We start from the raw sequence: 16,956 nt of genomic DNA on the forward strand, positions 1-16,956 counted from the left end.
TATGCTTTTTATACCGCACTCATAAATTATTTATTCGAAAATACAATATTATATTTTTTTACAATACCATTATAATCACATTTCACAACAGCTTCACCGGAAGTTGATTCCGCCTGCCTGATATCTATTTTTACATCTGCATTGTCTGCTGATGCTTCCACCTTAGGAATTTGGGTTGTGTTTGCTGGTAGAGTAACTGTTGTTTCATACAGTCCGTACCCGACAATGCCGTTTTCATTAGTTGATCTGACCGGTGTTTTGGGTACCTCAATGGCCTCGCCATTAACTTCGATGCTTACCGTTGGTGGAACCGGACGCTCAATTTGCTTGTTTTTTGAGCTAAAACCAAGTCCGGCTAAATCGAAAAGTTCTTCCTGTTCATTCCCTTCTGCCACCAGGAATATCGCATGTTTTTGGTCCAGATGATCTACAAACTTTGAAACATCAACCGTAAATTTTGTTGTTTCTTGTGTGGCATCTGCAGGAACAACAATTTCACCCATTTTTGTTCCGTTCCAGACTTCATTGTCCCATGGTCCATCCAGCCAAACATTAACTCTGAAAGATTTGTCGGTTTTTGGGGTAAGAAAAAGATTAAAGGCTGTTTCATTCCCTTCTTTTGTACCTTCAAAGGCTTTCAGCCCTTTTTTATTTTCATCGAGTCCGCCAAAACCAAAATATTTATATCCTATAATATTACCATTTTTGACATTGGTAATGGGCATGTGGTTGTCCCAGATATCCCACGAATCCTGCTGAAGTCCCACGTCGGAAAGATAACATGCGTAACCAGCGGAGTAATACTGGTAAGGATCGAGCCCGTATATGTGGAAGCCTTCGGAAGTTACTTCTGCTCCGGTATATTCATTTCCCTGGTTGTCTTTTGCTGTCCATATTTTGTTTTCAGCATAAGGGTCAAAAGCTCTTATTCTGGCACCTCCGCCTTCAGCTACCGGCTTCTCGTCCCACTCGATGGTTATGGGTGCAACCATTGGCTGACGTGCGAAGCCAAAGTTACGTGGCGGCCTGTGGTAAAACACATACCATTGTCCGTTTATTTCTTCAATACTGCCATGGGTGTTATGGCCCCCGTTGGTTATTTGCAGAGCTGATCCGTCACGATTCGGAACTATACCACGAGAGTCCACCAGAACGCCTCCGCTTTTCCACGGTCCAAGTGGAGTATCTCCAACTGCATAACGCAATGTGGAGTTGGAGCTTCCGACTCCATAGTCGGGACCTGAATAGCCACTGTAAACGGTAATGTATTTATTTCCCACCTTACGGATCGATGAAGCTTCAAAGAAGTTAAATCTTCCTAAGTCTTCTCCCTCGTAGATACAAGGATATTCTGTACCCTCGGGATCCCTTATTTCTCCGTATCTGGAACTGGCAGGCAGGAAATAATCAATCACCTCGGTTCCGGGACGAACCGAATACATGGTTTCCTGATCCAGCTGGGCTGCCATTGATCGTTGAAAACCCCAGTATCCATAAGCTCTGAAGCCGATTTCATAATCGGGGTCATCAGGGTCTGTTATATATTCAATATAAACTGCAGGATCAAATCCCATAATGCTTCCGGGTATGGTGCGTGTACCATCTTCTGTAAGATTGATGGGAGTGAACGGGCCATCCGGTCGGGACCCCTTGCATACCATGGCTTCACGGTTCCAGCCACGGCTGTGCGGGTAAAGGTAATATTCTTTAGTACCGTCTTTTCTTTTTACTTCAACAAGGTCGGGTGCGTACATCACATCCCATTGATTATCCACTTCATAAGTAAAAATCGGGCCTTCGTCGCGCCAGTCGGATAAGTCTTCGACAGGGGCTGACCACATTCTGATGTCGGGGCCACAGTAACTATCATACCTTACGTCGTGGGATCCTATAATATAAGCCCGGTATTTTCCCGGATTGTCAGGGTCTTCAAAAACACGGGGTTCTCCGTCGGGTAAATGCTCCCATAAAGGAAGATATGGGTTTCCTCCATTATAGTGGACATACTGCGAAGAGGATGAAACGGTTCCCTGCTGATTACTATTGGTTTTTGTTCCCGTACAGGAATAGAAGGTTACAGAGATCACAACCAACAGAAAAAAGTACGCTTTAAGTGAGAAGTTTAATTTGTTCATGATGGATATTTTTTTTGATTTTAGTTATTGTTTAGTGTCCGTCTATAAATTAGGCAAAAGTTGTTTCTAATCATGTGTCTGTTCAGAAAGTGTCATTTACAAGGCTTGCGAAGTCCGAAAATACGGAGTTTACTCATCGTAAATGAGTAATTTTCGGACGAGCGTAACACAGTAAATGGCACTTTATGGACAGACACTTCTATTTAGCCCATTCCTGTCCTTCAGGTGTTCGTCTCCATTCAAAGTAAGCATCCAGAACTTTTAGTGATTCTTCATCTGGAACGGGCCCGGTTTCCGGATTCGTTTTCAGATACATTACTTTCGGATTGTCATTACTGAAAGCCGGCCACTGTGGGACATTCTCGCCATTCGGGTTTCCATTTTTGGCAAAATTGGTCCAATACGTTCCCATGATTTCTGATATTTTTACATCGGCTTCTGTTGTGTTGGGATTGGATGTATCCATGTTCATAAAAACATAGGGTACATCCACACCATGTGGGGTTCCATGGTCGGCCTGAGGTGAATCTTCAGGATATTCTGGATGTTGATCGAAATAGTAGAGGTAAACTGGTGATTTTCCGGTTTTGCTCTGCAAACGGGCCCAGCTCCAAGTGGGCCAGCCGAAGGCTGCATCACGCATCAGGTTTCGGGCACTTCGAGGTACGGAGTTTTCTCCAACCGGATAGGCTTCAAGAAGCTTGTCGGCAAAAGGGCCAAAACGTTCGGTTACCGTTTCAATGTATTCTTCAGGCGTGCGACCAGCCGGGAAACTGAGTCCTTCGTCAGAATTATAACCAATCAATACCGGAACATCATTGTACTTCCCGGCTTCATATAATTTGTACTGATCATCGGGAATTACATATCCGTCAACCACCGGCCAGCTGCCGGGCATTGTCCAACCCTCAGGAATCAGTTTTTCGGCATCAACCTTGCGAAGTTCGTCAATAGAAGAGACGCCAAATTTTTCCAGATATTTAATTCCATCCTGCTCAGCCTGTTCCAGGGTTTTCATGTTTTCGCCTGGATACGTTGTTGGACGTGTGGGCCCGAAAGAACCACCGCTTTGAGAAATAGCTTTGTGAAACAGCCCTTTGGCTAAAGGAGATGCGCAAAGCATACTCACGGAGATGCCTCCGGCGGATTCACCAAAGATGGTTACATTATCGGGGTTTCCACCAAATGCTTCAATGTTGTTTTGCACCCATTTCAGTCCTTCAATCTGGTCGAGTATCCCATAGTTGCCCGAAACCCCGTTGGGACTTTCGGCACTGAGTTCGGGATGAGCCAGAAAGCCAATTTGTCCTACCCGGTAAGCAATGCTTACAAGCACTACGCCTTTACGTGCGAGGTTTTCTCCATTATGGACAGGTGCGGAGGTGGAGCCAAAACTGAAACCGCCGCCGTAAATCCAAACCATAACAGGAAGTTTTTCATCTGCAGATTTTGCCGGTGTCCAAACATTCAGGTAGAGGCAGTCTTCGCTTTTTCCCGAAGGATGATTTCCACCCTGCATCGGGGCAGGAGCAAATTCGGTGGTTTGCTTTACGCCTTCCCAGGCTTCAACGGGTTGTGGTGCTTTCCATCGCAAATCTCCTACCGGAGGAGCTGCAAAAGGAATGCCTTTGTAGATGGTCAGGTCTTCGGTGACTGTTCCCTGAATGGTGCCGCCTTCTACCTGCACCTGGCCTGGCTTTTGCTGGTTTGTGCATGATGCCACCAAAATTGTTAGAAGTATTACTAATGAAGTCTTTAGGGTATTCATGTGTATATGATTTAATAAAGATTTAATATAGAGTAATGACATTGCGTTAAGCATTTTAAAGTAGTTGGTGATCAGTTGCTTATGCAGTCTGAACTTCGGAGCTCAAATTGCTCATAAAAAATACTTTGCGTCATTGCGTCTCTGCGTTTAGTACTTTTTTTAACGGTTTATTGAGACTGGCACTATTTAAATAATAATTGGGCATACTGATAAAGACTCCTGCGCCACGTGAGCCATTCATGTGCAGTTTCGGGCGATTCGTAATACTCGTATTGTATGCCTTGTTTTTTCAGCATATTTATGAATGTACCTATTGATTCCGGAAAAGGTTCAGGTTCTTTTGTGCCCAATCCCAACCACAATACTTTTAATTGTTCATCCACTTTTTCACCATCTGCGAACGCTCCGTCTAAAAATGTTTCCACATCAATTTCATCAGAACTAGGATAATTGGCTGTACCGCTAAATCCCCCATAGTATGCAAAGTGGTCAAGATTGTTCATGGCAATGCGCATGGTTTGATTTGCCCCCATTGAAAGACCTGCAATAGCACGATTCTCTCGATTGGCTAACGTACGGAAACGGGCATCAATCATGGGGATAATTTCCTGCATCATCACTTCTTCGAATACCATAGCCGGACGGCCGGTTGTTCCATTTTCCTGTGCTTTGAATGCATATCCATTGTCCATCACAATGATCATTGGAACGGCCTTATTTTCGGCAATCAGATTATCAAGGATGAGGTTGGCATGTCCCTGGTTCGACCAGCCGGTCTCGTCTTCAAAACTGCCATGTTGAAGATAAAGTACCGGGTAGCGTTTGCTTAAATCTCTGTGGTATCCGGGAGGTGTATAAACAAAACAGCGTCGCCACGATTCGGTGATGTCAGAATAATAAAGGTTTTCGCTTACCAGGCCATGCGGGACTTTTTTTAAAGCGTAGAAATCCCTGTCATGAGCCGGGATTTCAATGCCGCTACCCCAGCGACCGGCACCGTAAAAATACCTGGTTCCCGGATCGGGTACTGAAGCGCCGTCAATATTGAGCTGGTAGTAATGAAAGCCTTCGTCTTGTGGAGCCGATTCTCCTGTCCAGACACCATTTTCATCCTTGGTTAGATCATATTTTACTGCACCAATATCCAGTTGAACTTTCTTTGCCTGCGGTGCTTCGATGCGCACCCGGACGCGTCCTTCAGAGTTAACCTGGGGGAATTCTTTGCCCTGTTGGTTGACCGATGAAGGTTTGAAATCTTCAACAACTTTGTCGGTTTGAGCAGTGGCAATACTACCGATGAACAGGGCAAAGATTACTAATAGTGATTGTATGTATTTCATAATAAATTACTTCGGAAAACAATTATTTAAACAGCAATTGAGCAAGCTGATGCAAGCTTCTTCTCCAGGTGTGAAATTCGTGGGCAGTTCCTTCCGATATGTAAGAAAAAGCATTGTACCCGGCATCTTTTAATTCGCTAACGGCATTTTTAACACCTTCAGGACGTTCCTTGCTGCCACAGCTTATGAAAACGAGCTTCAGGTTTTCATGGTCTTTGATTTCTTCCGGCTTATATACGCCACCGCTAAAAAGACCGTAATATGAAAACACATCTGGTCTGTTCAGGGTAATCAACTTTGTTTCGAAACCACCCATTGACAAGCCTGCCATAGCTCGGTTTTCCTGGTTTGCCAGGGTGCGGAAATGAGAATCGATATAAGGGATCAGTTCATCTACCAATACGGTTTGAAAGGGCTTGATATCAAAGTCGCGCAGACCACCGAATTCAATTTCATTGGTCATACCATAAGTCATTACAATAATGAATGGTTTGGCTTTTCCCTCGGCAATCAGATTGTCCATGATTAAATTTGCATGTCCCTGCCTGGACCATGATGTCTCGTTTTCGCAATAGCCGTGTTGCAGATACAAAACAGGATAACTTTTTGAAGTTTCTTTTTCATATCCCGGAGGGGTATAAACAAAAGCTCTGCGTGATGTCCGGGTGCTTTCCGACGGGAAAAGGATTTCATGCACATGACCATGCGGAACATCCTTAACTGCAAATATGTCCTGATCGTCGGAAGGTATTTCAATACCGCTGCCCCAGCGACAAGCGCCAAAATACAAAAGTGCTCCCGGATCGGGAACCGAAGCGCCATCAATATTCAGTTGATAGTAGTGGAATCCGACATCCTGGGGGGCCGATTCGCCGGTCCATATTCCTTCTTCATCCTTTACCATGTCGTATTTTACTCCACCAATGTCAAGTTGCACATATTTGGCATCGGGTGCAAATATTTGGGTACGTACACGTCCCTGGGAGTTGACCATGGGGTATTCATGCCCCGGTTGGTTTACTGACGAAGGTTCAAAATCTTCGATTACTTTTTCATCCGACTGGGCAAAACAAAAGCTGCCGGTCATTAAAAAAGTAGCTAAAAGCAAATTGATTTTGTAGTTCATGGTAATTCTTGATTATTTGGTTAGTAAATAGTGTCTGTTTTAAAAATTTGCTAAATTTTTACACAATGTGTGTCTGTTCAAAAAGTGCCAGGTGCGAGCGTAATGCAACGAAAAGCACTTTTCGTTTTTCAACTATTTAGTGTCTGTCCATAAATGACCATTTGCTGCGTTACGCTTGCCTTCAAAATACTCATTCACTAATGTTTTTGATACGGAAATAATCGAACGAAACATCAAAAGGTAAATCCGGTTTTGTTGTGTCAGAATCAAACCAGAAAGTACTCTTCATGTAATTTGCAATAGTGCCGTCTGCCACCATAAGCCCTGCTTTAATATCTTTAAGCAGGAGTTCGGCAGTGCCCAGGGTTTCAAAGTTTTCACCGTTATCAACAGAATAATATGCGGTGTAGATACTTCCTTTTTTTGTGAGTTTAAGAATTAGCTCATTGTCTTCTGTTACAGGTTTTTTGAGTTTAAAAGAAGCCAGTGATTTGGAAATATCGTTTTCTTCCATCACAAGGTCGATAGTTCCCGGTTGGGGTTCCCTGACACGGGTGGTTTTGATAACAGCCCGGTGCACCAGTTTAATGAAGTTTTCGCCATTCTGATAAACAATAATTCCTGCATTTTCCGGCTGTGAAGGCATCCTTGAACCCACCAGTTTTGTCTCTATGGTCCAGTCGGAATTGGCACTTTGGAGCAATATGTTCTTTGCATTGTTTGTGTTTTCCGATAGGCCTCCGGGTTCACTGGTGATGGTAAGAGCACCCTTTTTCTTTGAGAGACTGTGGTTTGATGGGTTTTCCCGTAACCATTCCCATTGCGGACCAATTTCAGAGCCATTAAACTCGTCACTAACAGATTTTACATCAAAATTGACATAGTAAATGTTTTTCTCAAGTGTGATGTCATCTACGAAAGTGACCACGGCCGTTCCGGGGATATCTTTGGCTTGTTGAATATCTACCCTGATTTGATCACTAACGGCCTTTGCATCTACTTTTGGTGTTTTTGATTTGTTCTTTAATAGATAACTGTAGGCTTTCTCTTCTTTGTCAAAATCCGGGATGATTTCTCCATTTACAGAAATGGTTTTTGGTGTCAAATCGGGCATTACTTTCAAAGGATAACTGTCAGATATCGTTTTTCCATCGATAGTAACATCTGCAAATACAGACGCAACCCCGACACCGGTAGCTGTCACTTCTCCGTTTTGGTCAACACTTACTACTGCGGGATTATTACTTCTGTATGTTACGGCAGCTTTGTTGATGTCATAAAAGCTGTCGTCTGACATGGCAGCTGTTACGTTGGTTTGGATTACGTCACCAGGCTTCAGAACAATTTTGTCGCTTTCGGCAACAACATTGACAAGTTCGGGCTTATACCTGCCTTGCAAGGTGGCTTCTACCGTACCTTTGATGTCTCTTGAAGAAGCACCAATTTCAAAAATGTATTTCCCCTTGTCAAAAGTGATTTGACCATTTTCTGCATCCCAGAACCACAGGTCTTCACAGTCGATGTCAATATGAACTCTTTTAACCTGACCTTTAGGAATGGTAACTCTCTTGAAGCCTTTCAGTCTTTTGATCGGTCTGTTAAGTGAAGCCGGACTGTCAGGCGTTCTTACATAAATCTGAACGATCTCATCACCATCAACCTTACCGGTATTTTTTACATCAACACTTACCGTAATTTTATCGTTTGGTGTAATATTGGTCTGGCTTATTTCAAAATTGCTGTACTCGAAGGTGGTGTATGAAAGGCCAAAACCAAACTCATAAGATACTTCATCGTCGAAGTACCAATATGTTCGGCCATTATTCTCATCGCCCTTTCTCAGGGTATAATCGTTAAAATCAGGAATGTCATTAAGCGATTTATGCCAGGTAACATTGAGTTTTCCTCCGGGGTTGACATCCCCAAAAAGTATTTTTGCCATAGCGGTTCCCTGTGCCTGTCCGTTATATCCTGTCCAGATAATACCTTTGATATTGGGATGATTTTTAAATTCTTCAACTTCTACCATCCCCATAGTTTGCATCACCACTATTGTGTTGGGATTGGCTTCAGCCACATCTTTAATCAGCTGGTTCTGATTGCCGGGAAGTGAGATAGAGAAACGATCCGACTCTTCTCTTCCGGTGGATTGGTCGGTTCCGACAAAAACCAAAACCACATCTGCAGAAGCGGCCATATCCAGTGTTTCCTGGTCGGTGCCATCGGGTTCCGGTTCGTGATAAACAAGCACCAGTGTTTGCGGCCCTGTTATTCCCAGGGTGTTGATTTTAACAGGCACTGTTTCGGGCCGTCTGAACCATGAATTGTTATTTCCCTTGTTTGTGGATACTATTTTTTTTGATGCCAGAACATTTCCGGTAGCAGACCCGACGCGTACTTCCAATAATCCGCCATCTTCGGCAATGATCATGTTGAAGCGGATAGAATCTACATCGGTAATGTCAATATTTTCATATAAAGTCCAGTCACCATCTTTTATGCCACTTACAGTCGTATGTCCAAAACGTTCAGCAGTAATCAAACCTTTGGCTGATTTATCAAATTTAGTAGCATCGAATTCCTGAATGCTGCCGTCTGTAGTGACGGTTGAAAAATTGGAAATGGTAAAAAAATCTGTGCTTTTCTCTGTGTTACCGCCAGACTTTGAAACAACTTCTGTATTCAGGTTATGTTCCTTAATATAATTTTGAATTCCGTCAAGCGGAGTGATTCTCAAATCGGGTTCGACCGGGCCTGAATAATCTCCCAGTTCTACCAAATTGGCCTGAGGGCCTAAAACGGCTATTTTACTGATTTTGGACAAATCAATAGGCAACGCTTTATTTTCTGATTTTGCTATCTTGTTGTTTTTCAGCAGAACAGGTGTTTTTGTTGCCATTTCAATGGCCAGATCATGGTGCGAAGGATCATTTACTTTATGGGGTTTGATGCCCGCGTAAGGAACCATGCCTTTGGGGTCGAATTCGCCGGTTCGCATTCTGATGGTAAAAATGTTAATCAGGGCTTTATCAATTTCGCCCTGAGTAATTAATCCCTCTTCCAATGCTTTCAGTGCATGTTCCTGATAGACACCTCCACAGTCAATATCAACACCTGATCTGATACCCATTGCTGCCGCCCGGGTATAATCATCGGTATAATGATGTCCTCTTACAATGTCGTCAATTGCGCCACAATCGCCGGTTACATATCCATCCAGCCCATATATTTTACGGGCAAGCGTATCCACCAAAAATTTGCTGGCTGAAACCGGAACCCCGTTTACGGCATTGTATGCTGTCATAATAGAAGGAAGATTGTAATCGCGAATGAGTGTCCGGTAGGGCAGGAGGTAATATTCATACATGTCCCTTTGATCCAGATCAGAACTACCCGAATGACGATTGAACTCGGTATTGTTGGCCAGATAGTGTTTTCCACAGGGGACGGTCTTTAGATACCGGGGATCATCACCCATCATTCCCTGAATAAACCCTTTCCCGATTTCTGAAACCAGGAACGGATCTTCACCAAACGTTTCAGCAGTTCTGCCCCAACGGGGATCCCTGGCCGGTTCAATAACAGGCGACCAGTATGTGAGTGTAAAAATCAAATCATGATTAAACCCGCGGGCTTCATCAGAAATGACTTTGGTTTCCCGCTTAATCAATTCAGGATCCCAGGTAGCACCTGCTGCTACACTATTAGGAAATGATGTGGCGGTCATTCCGCTGTTATTATTTCGACCCATAATTCCGTGCAGAGCTTCTCCCCAGAAATTATAGGAGTTGACTCCCAATCGCGGGATGGCAGGCATGGTGTTGCCAAACTGACTTTGTTTTTCTTCGGGGGTCATTCGCGAAACCAGGTCAGCTGCCCTTTCTTCGAATGAATAGGCGGTGTTCAGGTATATTGGCTTTTTGGTATGTTCCCCGCCGGGGATGAAAGCCATAATGGAGACGCTGACAATGGTTAGAAAAAACAGTTTTGCTATTGAACGTTGCATAACAAAAATTTAAAGATTATTTCGTCGCGATTTCGATTTGAGTAAATGAATGCGCAGGAAAAGTATGTTTGATGACGTTCCCTTTAAAGTTTATTTGATCGGTTTCTACTGAAACAGGAGATTCATCGATGGTATTTCTGGCTTCCAGGTTATCGGCATTAATTACTTTAACAGTAGCTTTGCCTGTGTATTTCCCGGCTTGTAAATCGATTTTTGTCTCGATTGCATCTGTTTCATGTCTGTTTACCACATTGACAATTACTTTCCTATCCGATTCATTAAATATTGCTGTCACATCCAGATAGGGGATGTTGTCGAAAATCTTATTGTTGTAGGATGGTGTGTCAGTATAAACATCCAGAGCAGTGCCAAGCGCATTGTTGGAATAGAGATCGAATGTATGGAACAGGGAATTTTTGAAAACACCTTCAGGCGAATGTCCTGTCAGGCCTGTAATCATAGTGATGTTGGCCATTTTTACAATATCGGCATGGCGAATGAACGAGTTCAGATGTTGGGCCAGCAATAAAGCACTTCTAATTCCGCCAAAACCTGGTGAATACTCATCAAAAGAGATATAAACCGGACGCTCGGAACCGGATTTTACCATTGCTTTTTGAATGGAAGCCTGTGTGGTTTCTATTTTTTCATCTATTTCCAGTCCCAGTGACATGTGGTCTGAAAAAACATCGTTTTCTCTGCCTCCCGGGAGGGCTTCACTGGCATATCGGTGTATCGAGATGTAGTCAATTTTTCCCACCATTTTATCCAGAACGTATTCATTCCAGTCAACCCACTTGTTTCCTGGGCGATATAGTGAAGAACCCGAAGCAACGAGCTTAATGTCTTCATCGATAAGCGCTATAAGTTTTCCGGCTTCCAGTGCAAATTTGCAATAATCTTCCGCAGATTTTTGTCCTATTTGCCAGGGGCCGTCTATTTCATTTCCAAGCCCCACGTATTTAACATTGAAGGGCTCTTCATTGCCATATTTTCTTCGCAGGTCGGAATAGTAAGTCCCTTTTTCGTAATTACAGTATTCTACCCAGTTGCGGGCATCATCAAGCGTACCTGTCCCGGCGTTGATGCACAGAAAGTTATCCGCACCGATCAGGCTGCAAAATTTAGCATATTCGTCGGTTCCCATCTGGTTGGTTTCAATTTGTTTCCATGCCAGATCAAGTTTGGCCGGGCGCTGGTCTTTCGGACCGATGCCATCTTCCCAGTTATAACCTGAAACAAAATTTCCTCCGGGCCAACGGACGTTACGAACGTTCAATTCTTTTATAAGATCAATGAAGTCCTTCCGAAAACCATTTTCATCGGCAAAAGGGGATTCAGGATCATAAATATTTCCATATACTACCGTTCGTATTGGCTCAACAAACGCCCCATAAATATTGGGATCAATGGCGTCAATCTTTCGGTCGGGATCGATTTTTATTAATGCGGTTTCCTGGGCAGTAAGAATGCCGGAAAACAAGCATAACACTAAAGAGAAAAGACAGGTATTCTTGAGAAGTTTCATAACTTTTCGTTTTTGCCTGATTTATTCATGAATTATCGGAATTGATTATTTAGTGTCTGTCCATAAAGTACCATTTGCTGCGTTACGCTCGCCGCCAAAATCCTCATTTACGATTAGTAAACTCCGGTTTTGGCGGCTTCGCAAGCCTTGCAACTGGCACTTTCTGAACAGACACACATATTGTGAACATATTTTTGTGAGTTTATAGACACACACTATTTATGATTAATCAGGCAGGTATTAGGTTTATTTTTCGTTTAACAAATCATTAACTGCATTGGCCAGATAAATATAGGCTGCACCAATATCGATGACATACTCGTTTTCTCCCCAGAAAAACGGCCAGTCTTCCTTATTTTCGGGAAAATCGGGATTTAATATCAATACTCCCGGCACCACGCCGCCTGCAATAAAGCTGAAATCGGCTCTGTTGCTTCCATAGGCAACCTTCTTGGAGCGGGTACCCACAGCAGAAACAAAAGAGATATTGGAATAAGGGTGGCATCCAAATAAGTAATTCAATCCTTTGTAGACATCTTCCTTTTCGATGATTTCGGGAAAGGCTTTGTAGGCCATGTAGTTGGTGATTGACCAATCGATGACACCTGAATTTCCGGCCCATCCTCTTGTAGAAATCGGGACTCCATAAGGATTTTCAGCTTCTAATTCGGTGATTTCGGCTTTGTGTTTAGCTACGTATTTTTCAAGCTTTTCTTTAAAGTCTTCATCCATATGGGGAAGTGCCTGAAGCGCCATAGACAGTGTCCATTCTGATGACTCCTCCAACGCTGGCCAGATAAGTTCCTCGTAACGCTCTGCATAAGAATTCTCTCCTGTGGCAATATACAATTGAAGTACTGCAGCTATTTCATTAAAACGCCCCCATCTTGAAAATCTGTTTGGTTTGGCGGTTTTCATTATTTCAGCAGCCTCAGAATAAAGTTTTTTGGACAGACGGAGGCATTTATCAGCCAGTTCACTGTTGTAGTCTTTCAATGCTCTATTGGCTGCAGAAAGAGCTGCAACCGTTGAAAAGTCAAGCATGTGGTTGCGGTTGGTGAAGGCCCAGCGGTCATCCAGGGTTCCTGAACTCACTCCATCCGTTTCGTAAGGTTCGAGTTCCGGATTGTAAGGCAAATTATCGGTTTCGGTAGATGCATCTCCCAGGTGATGATATTGATGCAAGTTGGGGACAATAATTCCCCGAACAGGATGCCCGATATTTTCCATCTGTGCCACCAGGTTCAGGGTGCCGTGTTCAATTTGCTGAAGAATATCCGGATCGCCATCGGGACGGTGGATATCAACGTACCGGGTTTCCTGATCAATAAAAGTCTGGTCCCGGTTGACTTTGAAGTATTCCCATGTATCTACCAGGCTCTGAATGGTACGACAATGCGTGCCGGTTTGGATATCATAATCGCCTGCATCGAACCAGCCACCAACGGCCAGGCCGGGGATTCGCTCCAGAGGTTTATACTTTGTGTCGGTTACCGAGTCCATACTGTAACCATCAAAGAATTCAATGTTTACAGGTGCCTGCAAGGCATCATCTTTAAACGGTTCTCCATGCCAGGTACGATAGGCTTCGTTTACTGTCATGTGATCCATCTGTACCGGCAGAAAAACATCTAACGTTGGATGCCATACATTTTCAAGAGCATTATTGTCAATGGAGAATGTATTGGTTGTTTGATTTCCATATTGGATGCAGTACAGCCCGGGTTCTTTGACAGAACTGAAATCCACTTTCAGGTAATTGTAGCGCAGATATTTTCCCCATTCTTCTACATCAACAGTCAGATGTTTTACTTTTTCTCCTGATGCAGTTACTTTATAAATGGATGCCTGTTTAAGTGGAGTATCATTTGTGTCGAGTTCAATAACTGCGACTTTCTTTTGATCGGGATGGTATCCGGCCTGGGAAAAACCAATATTAGGTTCTCGTACCCAGTTTTCGATTGTTTGTGGTTCCACATACCATTTCAAAACTTCACCGGTTTGGTTGGCGGGCAATATGCTTCGGGTAATAAACCACCCGTTTTGTGCAAGATTTCGACCATCAAAAAGCATTATTTCCGAGTCCGATTCAATCCTTATATATCTTTCGGGATCTTCAGGAGCCAAAACCAGGGTGTTTCCTTTGGCCAATGGTTTGGGTTCGATGTATTCTTTAAGGCCGCGATCGTCAAAAGTGCTGTGTCCTGCATACTGGGGAATCTTGTTTTTTAGTGGTTTAATGGTTGTATTACCTGACGGGTATAGCGGAAAATTTGCCGGTTTCCCATCTGCAAGGTAGCTTTTTTCGAAGTATGCTGAAGGCAAAAATTCTAGGTTAAAACCCGCTTTACCTTCTAATTCCTCCGGAAGTGGTTTGTCCAGCGATATGGCTATCTGAAAACCATTGCCTTTCGGAGTTACTGTGATTTTTGAATCAAAATCATAAGCCTCATACCGTAATGTGAATTTTATGCTTTTGTTGTCTTTATCGACTGTTTTTTCTACCAACGTAGGGATTAAATCCCACTGTTCAGGGGTGTTTTGAAGTCTGACAGCACCTCCTGTTGAAGTTCTGACACCATGATGGATGAGTTCAATACCGGCTGTTTTTCATCGAAGAACATTCCATTGTATTCGTTGTTGAAAACCAGAACATTTAATCCGGTTGTTTCAAAATACTCTTTTTCGTTGAGTTGTAATTTTTGTCCAAATGAAAAAATGCTACAGGCAGAGAATATTAGTAGCAATAGCGTTATGCGTAGATTATTATTGTTGAGAGTCATTTTTGTGTGTTTAGTTTGTTGTTAATGTGTTATATTATTTTGATCGTTGTTTATTTAAAGAGGATCTGGGCGAAATTGTACAAGTTATTTCGCCAAACCGGCCAGGTGTGCCCGCCGGGATACTCGGTGTAGGTGTAATCAATGTTTAGCTCGTCGAATTTGGACATCATCACCTGGCAGTTTTTCCAGGCAATGTCCTCTTTACCTCCCATTGAAATCCACAGATGATCCAGGTTGCTGTTAATTTTATCCCTATTTTCACCCATGAATTTGTATTGTGCATTGGCAATATCGTTATGTGGGCCTATTATCCATCCTGAGCTGAAAATCCCAAGGCTGGAAAAAATTTCCGTGTTGTAAATTCCGGCATAAAGGGTTTGTATTCCTCCCATTGATAGACCGGCAAGCGCCCGGTTTTCAGCACCGGATTTTGTTCTGTAGTTACTTTCTACAAACGGAATAACCGCTTCTGTGAGTTCTTTTTCAAAAATGGACAGCATCGCTTCACCGAAAGTGGGCGCCGGGATGTTGCCATCCATCATCACAATGATCATGGGTTTTGCTTTTTTTTCTGCAATAAGGTTGTCAAGAATCAGGTCTGTTTTTCCCTGTGTGGCCCATCCGCGCTGGTCTTCTCCACCGCCATGCAGGAGGTACAAAACCGGATATTCCTGTTCGGAATCATCGTACCCGGGAGGAGTGTAGATATAAAACTGTCTCCAGCTATTGGTAATTTCTGAATAGTAGCGTTTAATTCGGATGTCACCGTGGGGGACATGTTTGATGGTGTAGTAATCATCTCCACTGAATGGCACTTCAATACCGCTGGCCATTCGTCCCATGCCGTAGAAAGTTTCGCTGGCAGGATCGGCCACGGCCACTCCGTCAATGATCAGGGAGTAGTAGTGAAAACCTTCAACAAGCGAGTCGGTGGTAACCTGCCAGATGCCTTCTTCGGTTTTATTCATGTCATATTTTTGTCCCAGATCCAACTGGATTTTTTCTGCGTCAGGTGCTTTTATTTGGAAAGTGGCTGTTCCGTCGGGATGAATTTTTGGATATTCTGCTGACCGAACATTTGTTTCGGCTGGTCGTCCAACATTGCTTATGTCATCGAAATGTGCTTCGTTCACCGGCTTGAAAAGAAGCTGGGAAAACATATACAAACTGTTTTTCCACACGTTAAAATCGTGGTAGCCGTGATCGACATAGAAAATATGAGGAACATCCGATTGATTCAGATGATCATGAACATTCCTGCTTATTTGGAGCAGGTTGTCTTTATCGCCGCAAGACAACCATAAAAGATTAAGTTCATTTTTCAATTTTTTTGGTTCAGGAACCAGTTCGGTTGGTTTTTTTGTGTTTGGGGCAGAAGAAAAACCACCGACCCAGGCAAATTTGTCGAGATTGCCCAGTCCGAAATTAAGGGACTGGCCACCCCCCATAGAAAGACCGGCTATGGCCCTGTGGTCACGGTCTTTTTTTACAGGGTAATTCTTTTCAACGAAAGGAATCAAATCGTTAATCAGGTCTTTTTCAAATGTAGCAAATGCTTCTACTCTTTCAGGGCTGAAGATATTGCCTTCGGCACGGTCGTTTTTCATGGCCCGCCCATTGGGCATGACCACAATCATAGGTTCTAATTTATCCTGTGCATACAGGTTATCCAGAATGATGCCTGCATTTCCGTTTTTCGTCCATGCAAATTCATCGCCGCCGATGCCATGCAACAGGTAGAGAACGGGATACTTCTTGCCTTTATCGAAGCCCGGAGGTATGTAAATAAGGGCTTTTCGTTCATTTCCGACAGTTTTTGACGGGTAGGTGATGGTGTCGGTTTTGCCGTGAGAAATTCCGGGGCTAAAAATGTCAAATCCTGTTGATGCCGGCTTAACCGGGCTTTGAGCAATAGTAAATTGCGCAAGTAGCAAAAAGAGGGATAGAACTGTATTTTTCATTAGTATATAATTTTAATAGATTGTTAGATTTTTAGATATAAGATATAAGATGATTCATCAGTATAAATTATGCCTAAGTTATTGGTCTGATGGAACTCGCATGCAAGCATTTATACATATTTTTGTTGTGGGAACCCTTGCCATGCTCGTTTCATATAATCTTGATATACTGCATTTTAACAAGTACAACCTGTTAATCGCAAGCAATTGGTTTGCAACGTATTGCAAAAATTTAACGGACTGTTGTAATTTACTTTATTGACCTAATTAGTGTCTGTCCATAAAGTACCATTTGCTGCGTTACGCTCG

General features: G+C 43.2%; 9 protein-coding genes. All 9 read right to left on the reverse strand.

Going from position 1 to position 16,956, the window contains the following annotated elements:
- Positions 1 to 26: 26 nt before the first annotated feature.
- The 9 genes from OQ5_RS0116655 to OQ5_RS0116690 all read right to left on the reverse strand — a co-directional run bounded on the left by OQ5_RS0116655 (position 27) and on the right by OQ5_RS0116690 (position 16,647).
- Positions 27 to 2,135: a hypothetical protein gene (locus OQ5_RS0116655; RefSeq protein ID WP_016778579.1), complete on the reverse strand. Its 2,109-nt coding sequence runs from the start codon at positions 2,133 to 2,135 to the stop codon at positions 27 to 29.
- A gap of 199 nt (positions 2,136 to 2,334) precedes the next feature.
- A complete protein-coding gene (locus OQ5_RS0116660) occupies positions 2,335 to 3,903 on the reverse strand; it encodes a carboxylesterase/lipase family protein (RefSeq protein WP_026055356.1) in 1,569 nt (522 codons plus the stop codon).
- A 182-nt stretch (positions 3,904 to 4,085) separates the two neighbouring features.
- On the reverse strand, positions 4,086 to 5,243 hold the full coding sequence (locus tag OQ5_RS0116665) for an alpha/beta hydrolase-fold protein (RefSeq protein ID WP_016778581.1): 1,158 nt from the start codon (positions 5,241 to 5,243) through the stop codon (positions 4,086 to 4,088).
- A gap of 22 nt (positions 5,244 to 5,265) precedes the next feature.
- A complete protein-coding gene (locus OQ5_RS0116670) occupies positions 5,266 to 6,369 on the reverse strand; it encodes an alpha/beta hydrolase-fold protein (RefSeq protein ID WP_016778582.1) in 1,104 nt (367 codons plus the stop codon).
- Positions 6,370 to 6,559: 190 nt separating this feature from the next.
- Positions 6,560 to 10,375, reverse strand: a complete 3,816-nt coding sequence (locus tag OQ5_RS0116675; RefSeq protein ID WP_044108013.1) for a glycoside hydrolase family 3 C-terminal domain-containing protein — start codon at positions 10,373 to 10,375, stop codon at positions 6,560 to 6,562.
- A 16-nt stretch (positions 10,376 to 10,391) separates the two neighbouring features.
- A complete protein-coding gene (locus tag OQ5_RS0116680; protein WP_016778584.1) occupies positions 10,392 to 11,903 on the reverse strand; it encodes an alpha-N-arabinofuranosidase in 1,512 nt (503 codons plus the stop codon).
- A gap of 246 nt (positions 11,904 to 12,149) precedes the next feature.
- A complete protein-coding gene (locus OQ5_RS21440) occupies positions 12,150 to 14,411 on the reverse strand; it encodes a glycoside hydrolase family 9 protein (RefSeq protein ID WP_218054561.1) in 2,262 nt (753 codons plus the stop codon).
- An 8-nt stretch (positions 14,412 to 14,419) separates the two neighbouring features.
- On the reverse strand, positions 14,420 to 14,686 hold the full coding sequence (locus tag OQ5_RS23930) for a hypothetical protein (protein WP_218054562.1): 267 nt from the start codon (positions 14,684 to 14,686) through the stop codon (positions 14,420 to 14,422).
- Between the two features lie 50 nt (positions 14,687 to 14,736).
- On the reverse strand, positions 14,737 to 16,647 hold the full coding sequence (locus OQ5_RS0116690; protein WP_016778585.1) for an alpha/beta hydrolase-fold protein: 1,911 nt from the start codon (positions 16,645 to 16,647) through the stop codon (positions 14,737 to 14,739).
- Between the last annotated feature and the right edge of the window lie 309 nt (positions 16,648 to 16,956).

This window comes from Anaerophaga thermohalophila str. Valhall, from assembly GCF_000250735.1.
Taxonomy (GTDB): Bacteria; Bacteroidota; Bacteroidia; order Bacteroidales; family Marinilabiliaceae; genus Anaerophaga; species Anaerophaga thermohalophila_A.

Bases quoted from the DNA above. Each gene is read 5' to 3' on its own strand.
- OQ5_RS0116655 (WP_016778579.1), bottom strand. From the start codon at position 2,135: ATGAACAAATTAAACTTCTCACTTAAAGCGTACTTTTTTCTGTTGGTT.
- OQ5_RS0116660 (WP_026055356.1), bottom strand. From the start codon at position 3,903: ATGAATACCCTAAAGACTTCATTAGTAATACTTCTAACAATTTTGGTG.
- OQ5_RS0116665 (WP_016778581.1), bottom strand. From the start codon at position 5,243: ATGAAATACATACAATCACTATTAGTAATCTTTGCCCTGTTCATCGGT.
- OQ5_RS0116670 (WP_016778582.1), bottom strand. From the start codon at position 6,369: ATGAACTACAAAATCAATTTGCTTTTAGCTACTTTTTTAATGACCGGC.
- OQ5_RS0116675 (WP_044108013.1), bottom strand. From the start codon at position 10,375: ATGCAACGTTCAATAGCAAAACTGTTTTTTCTAACCATTGTCAGCGTC.
- OQ5_RS0116680 (WP_016778584.1), bottom strand. From the start codon at position 11,903: ATGAAACTTCTCAAGAATACCTGTCTTTTCTCTTTAGTGTTATGCTTG.
- OQ5_RS23930 (WP_218054562.1), bottom strand. From the start codon at position 14,686: ATGACTCTCAACAATAATAATCTACGCATAACGCTATTGCTACTAATA.
- OQ5_RS0116690 (WP_016778585.1), bottom strand. From the start codon at position 16,647: ATGAAAAATACAGTTCTATCCCTCTTTTTGCTACTTGCGCAATTTACT.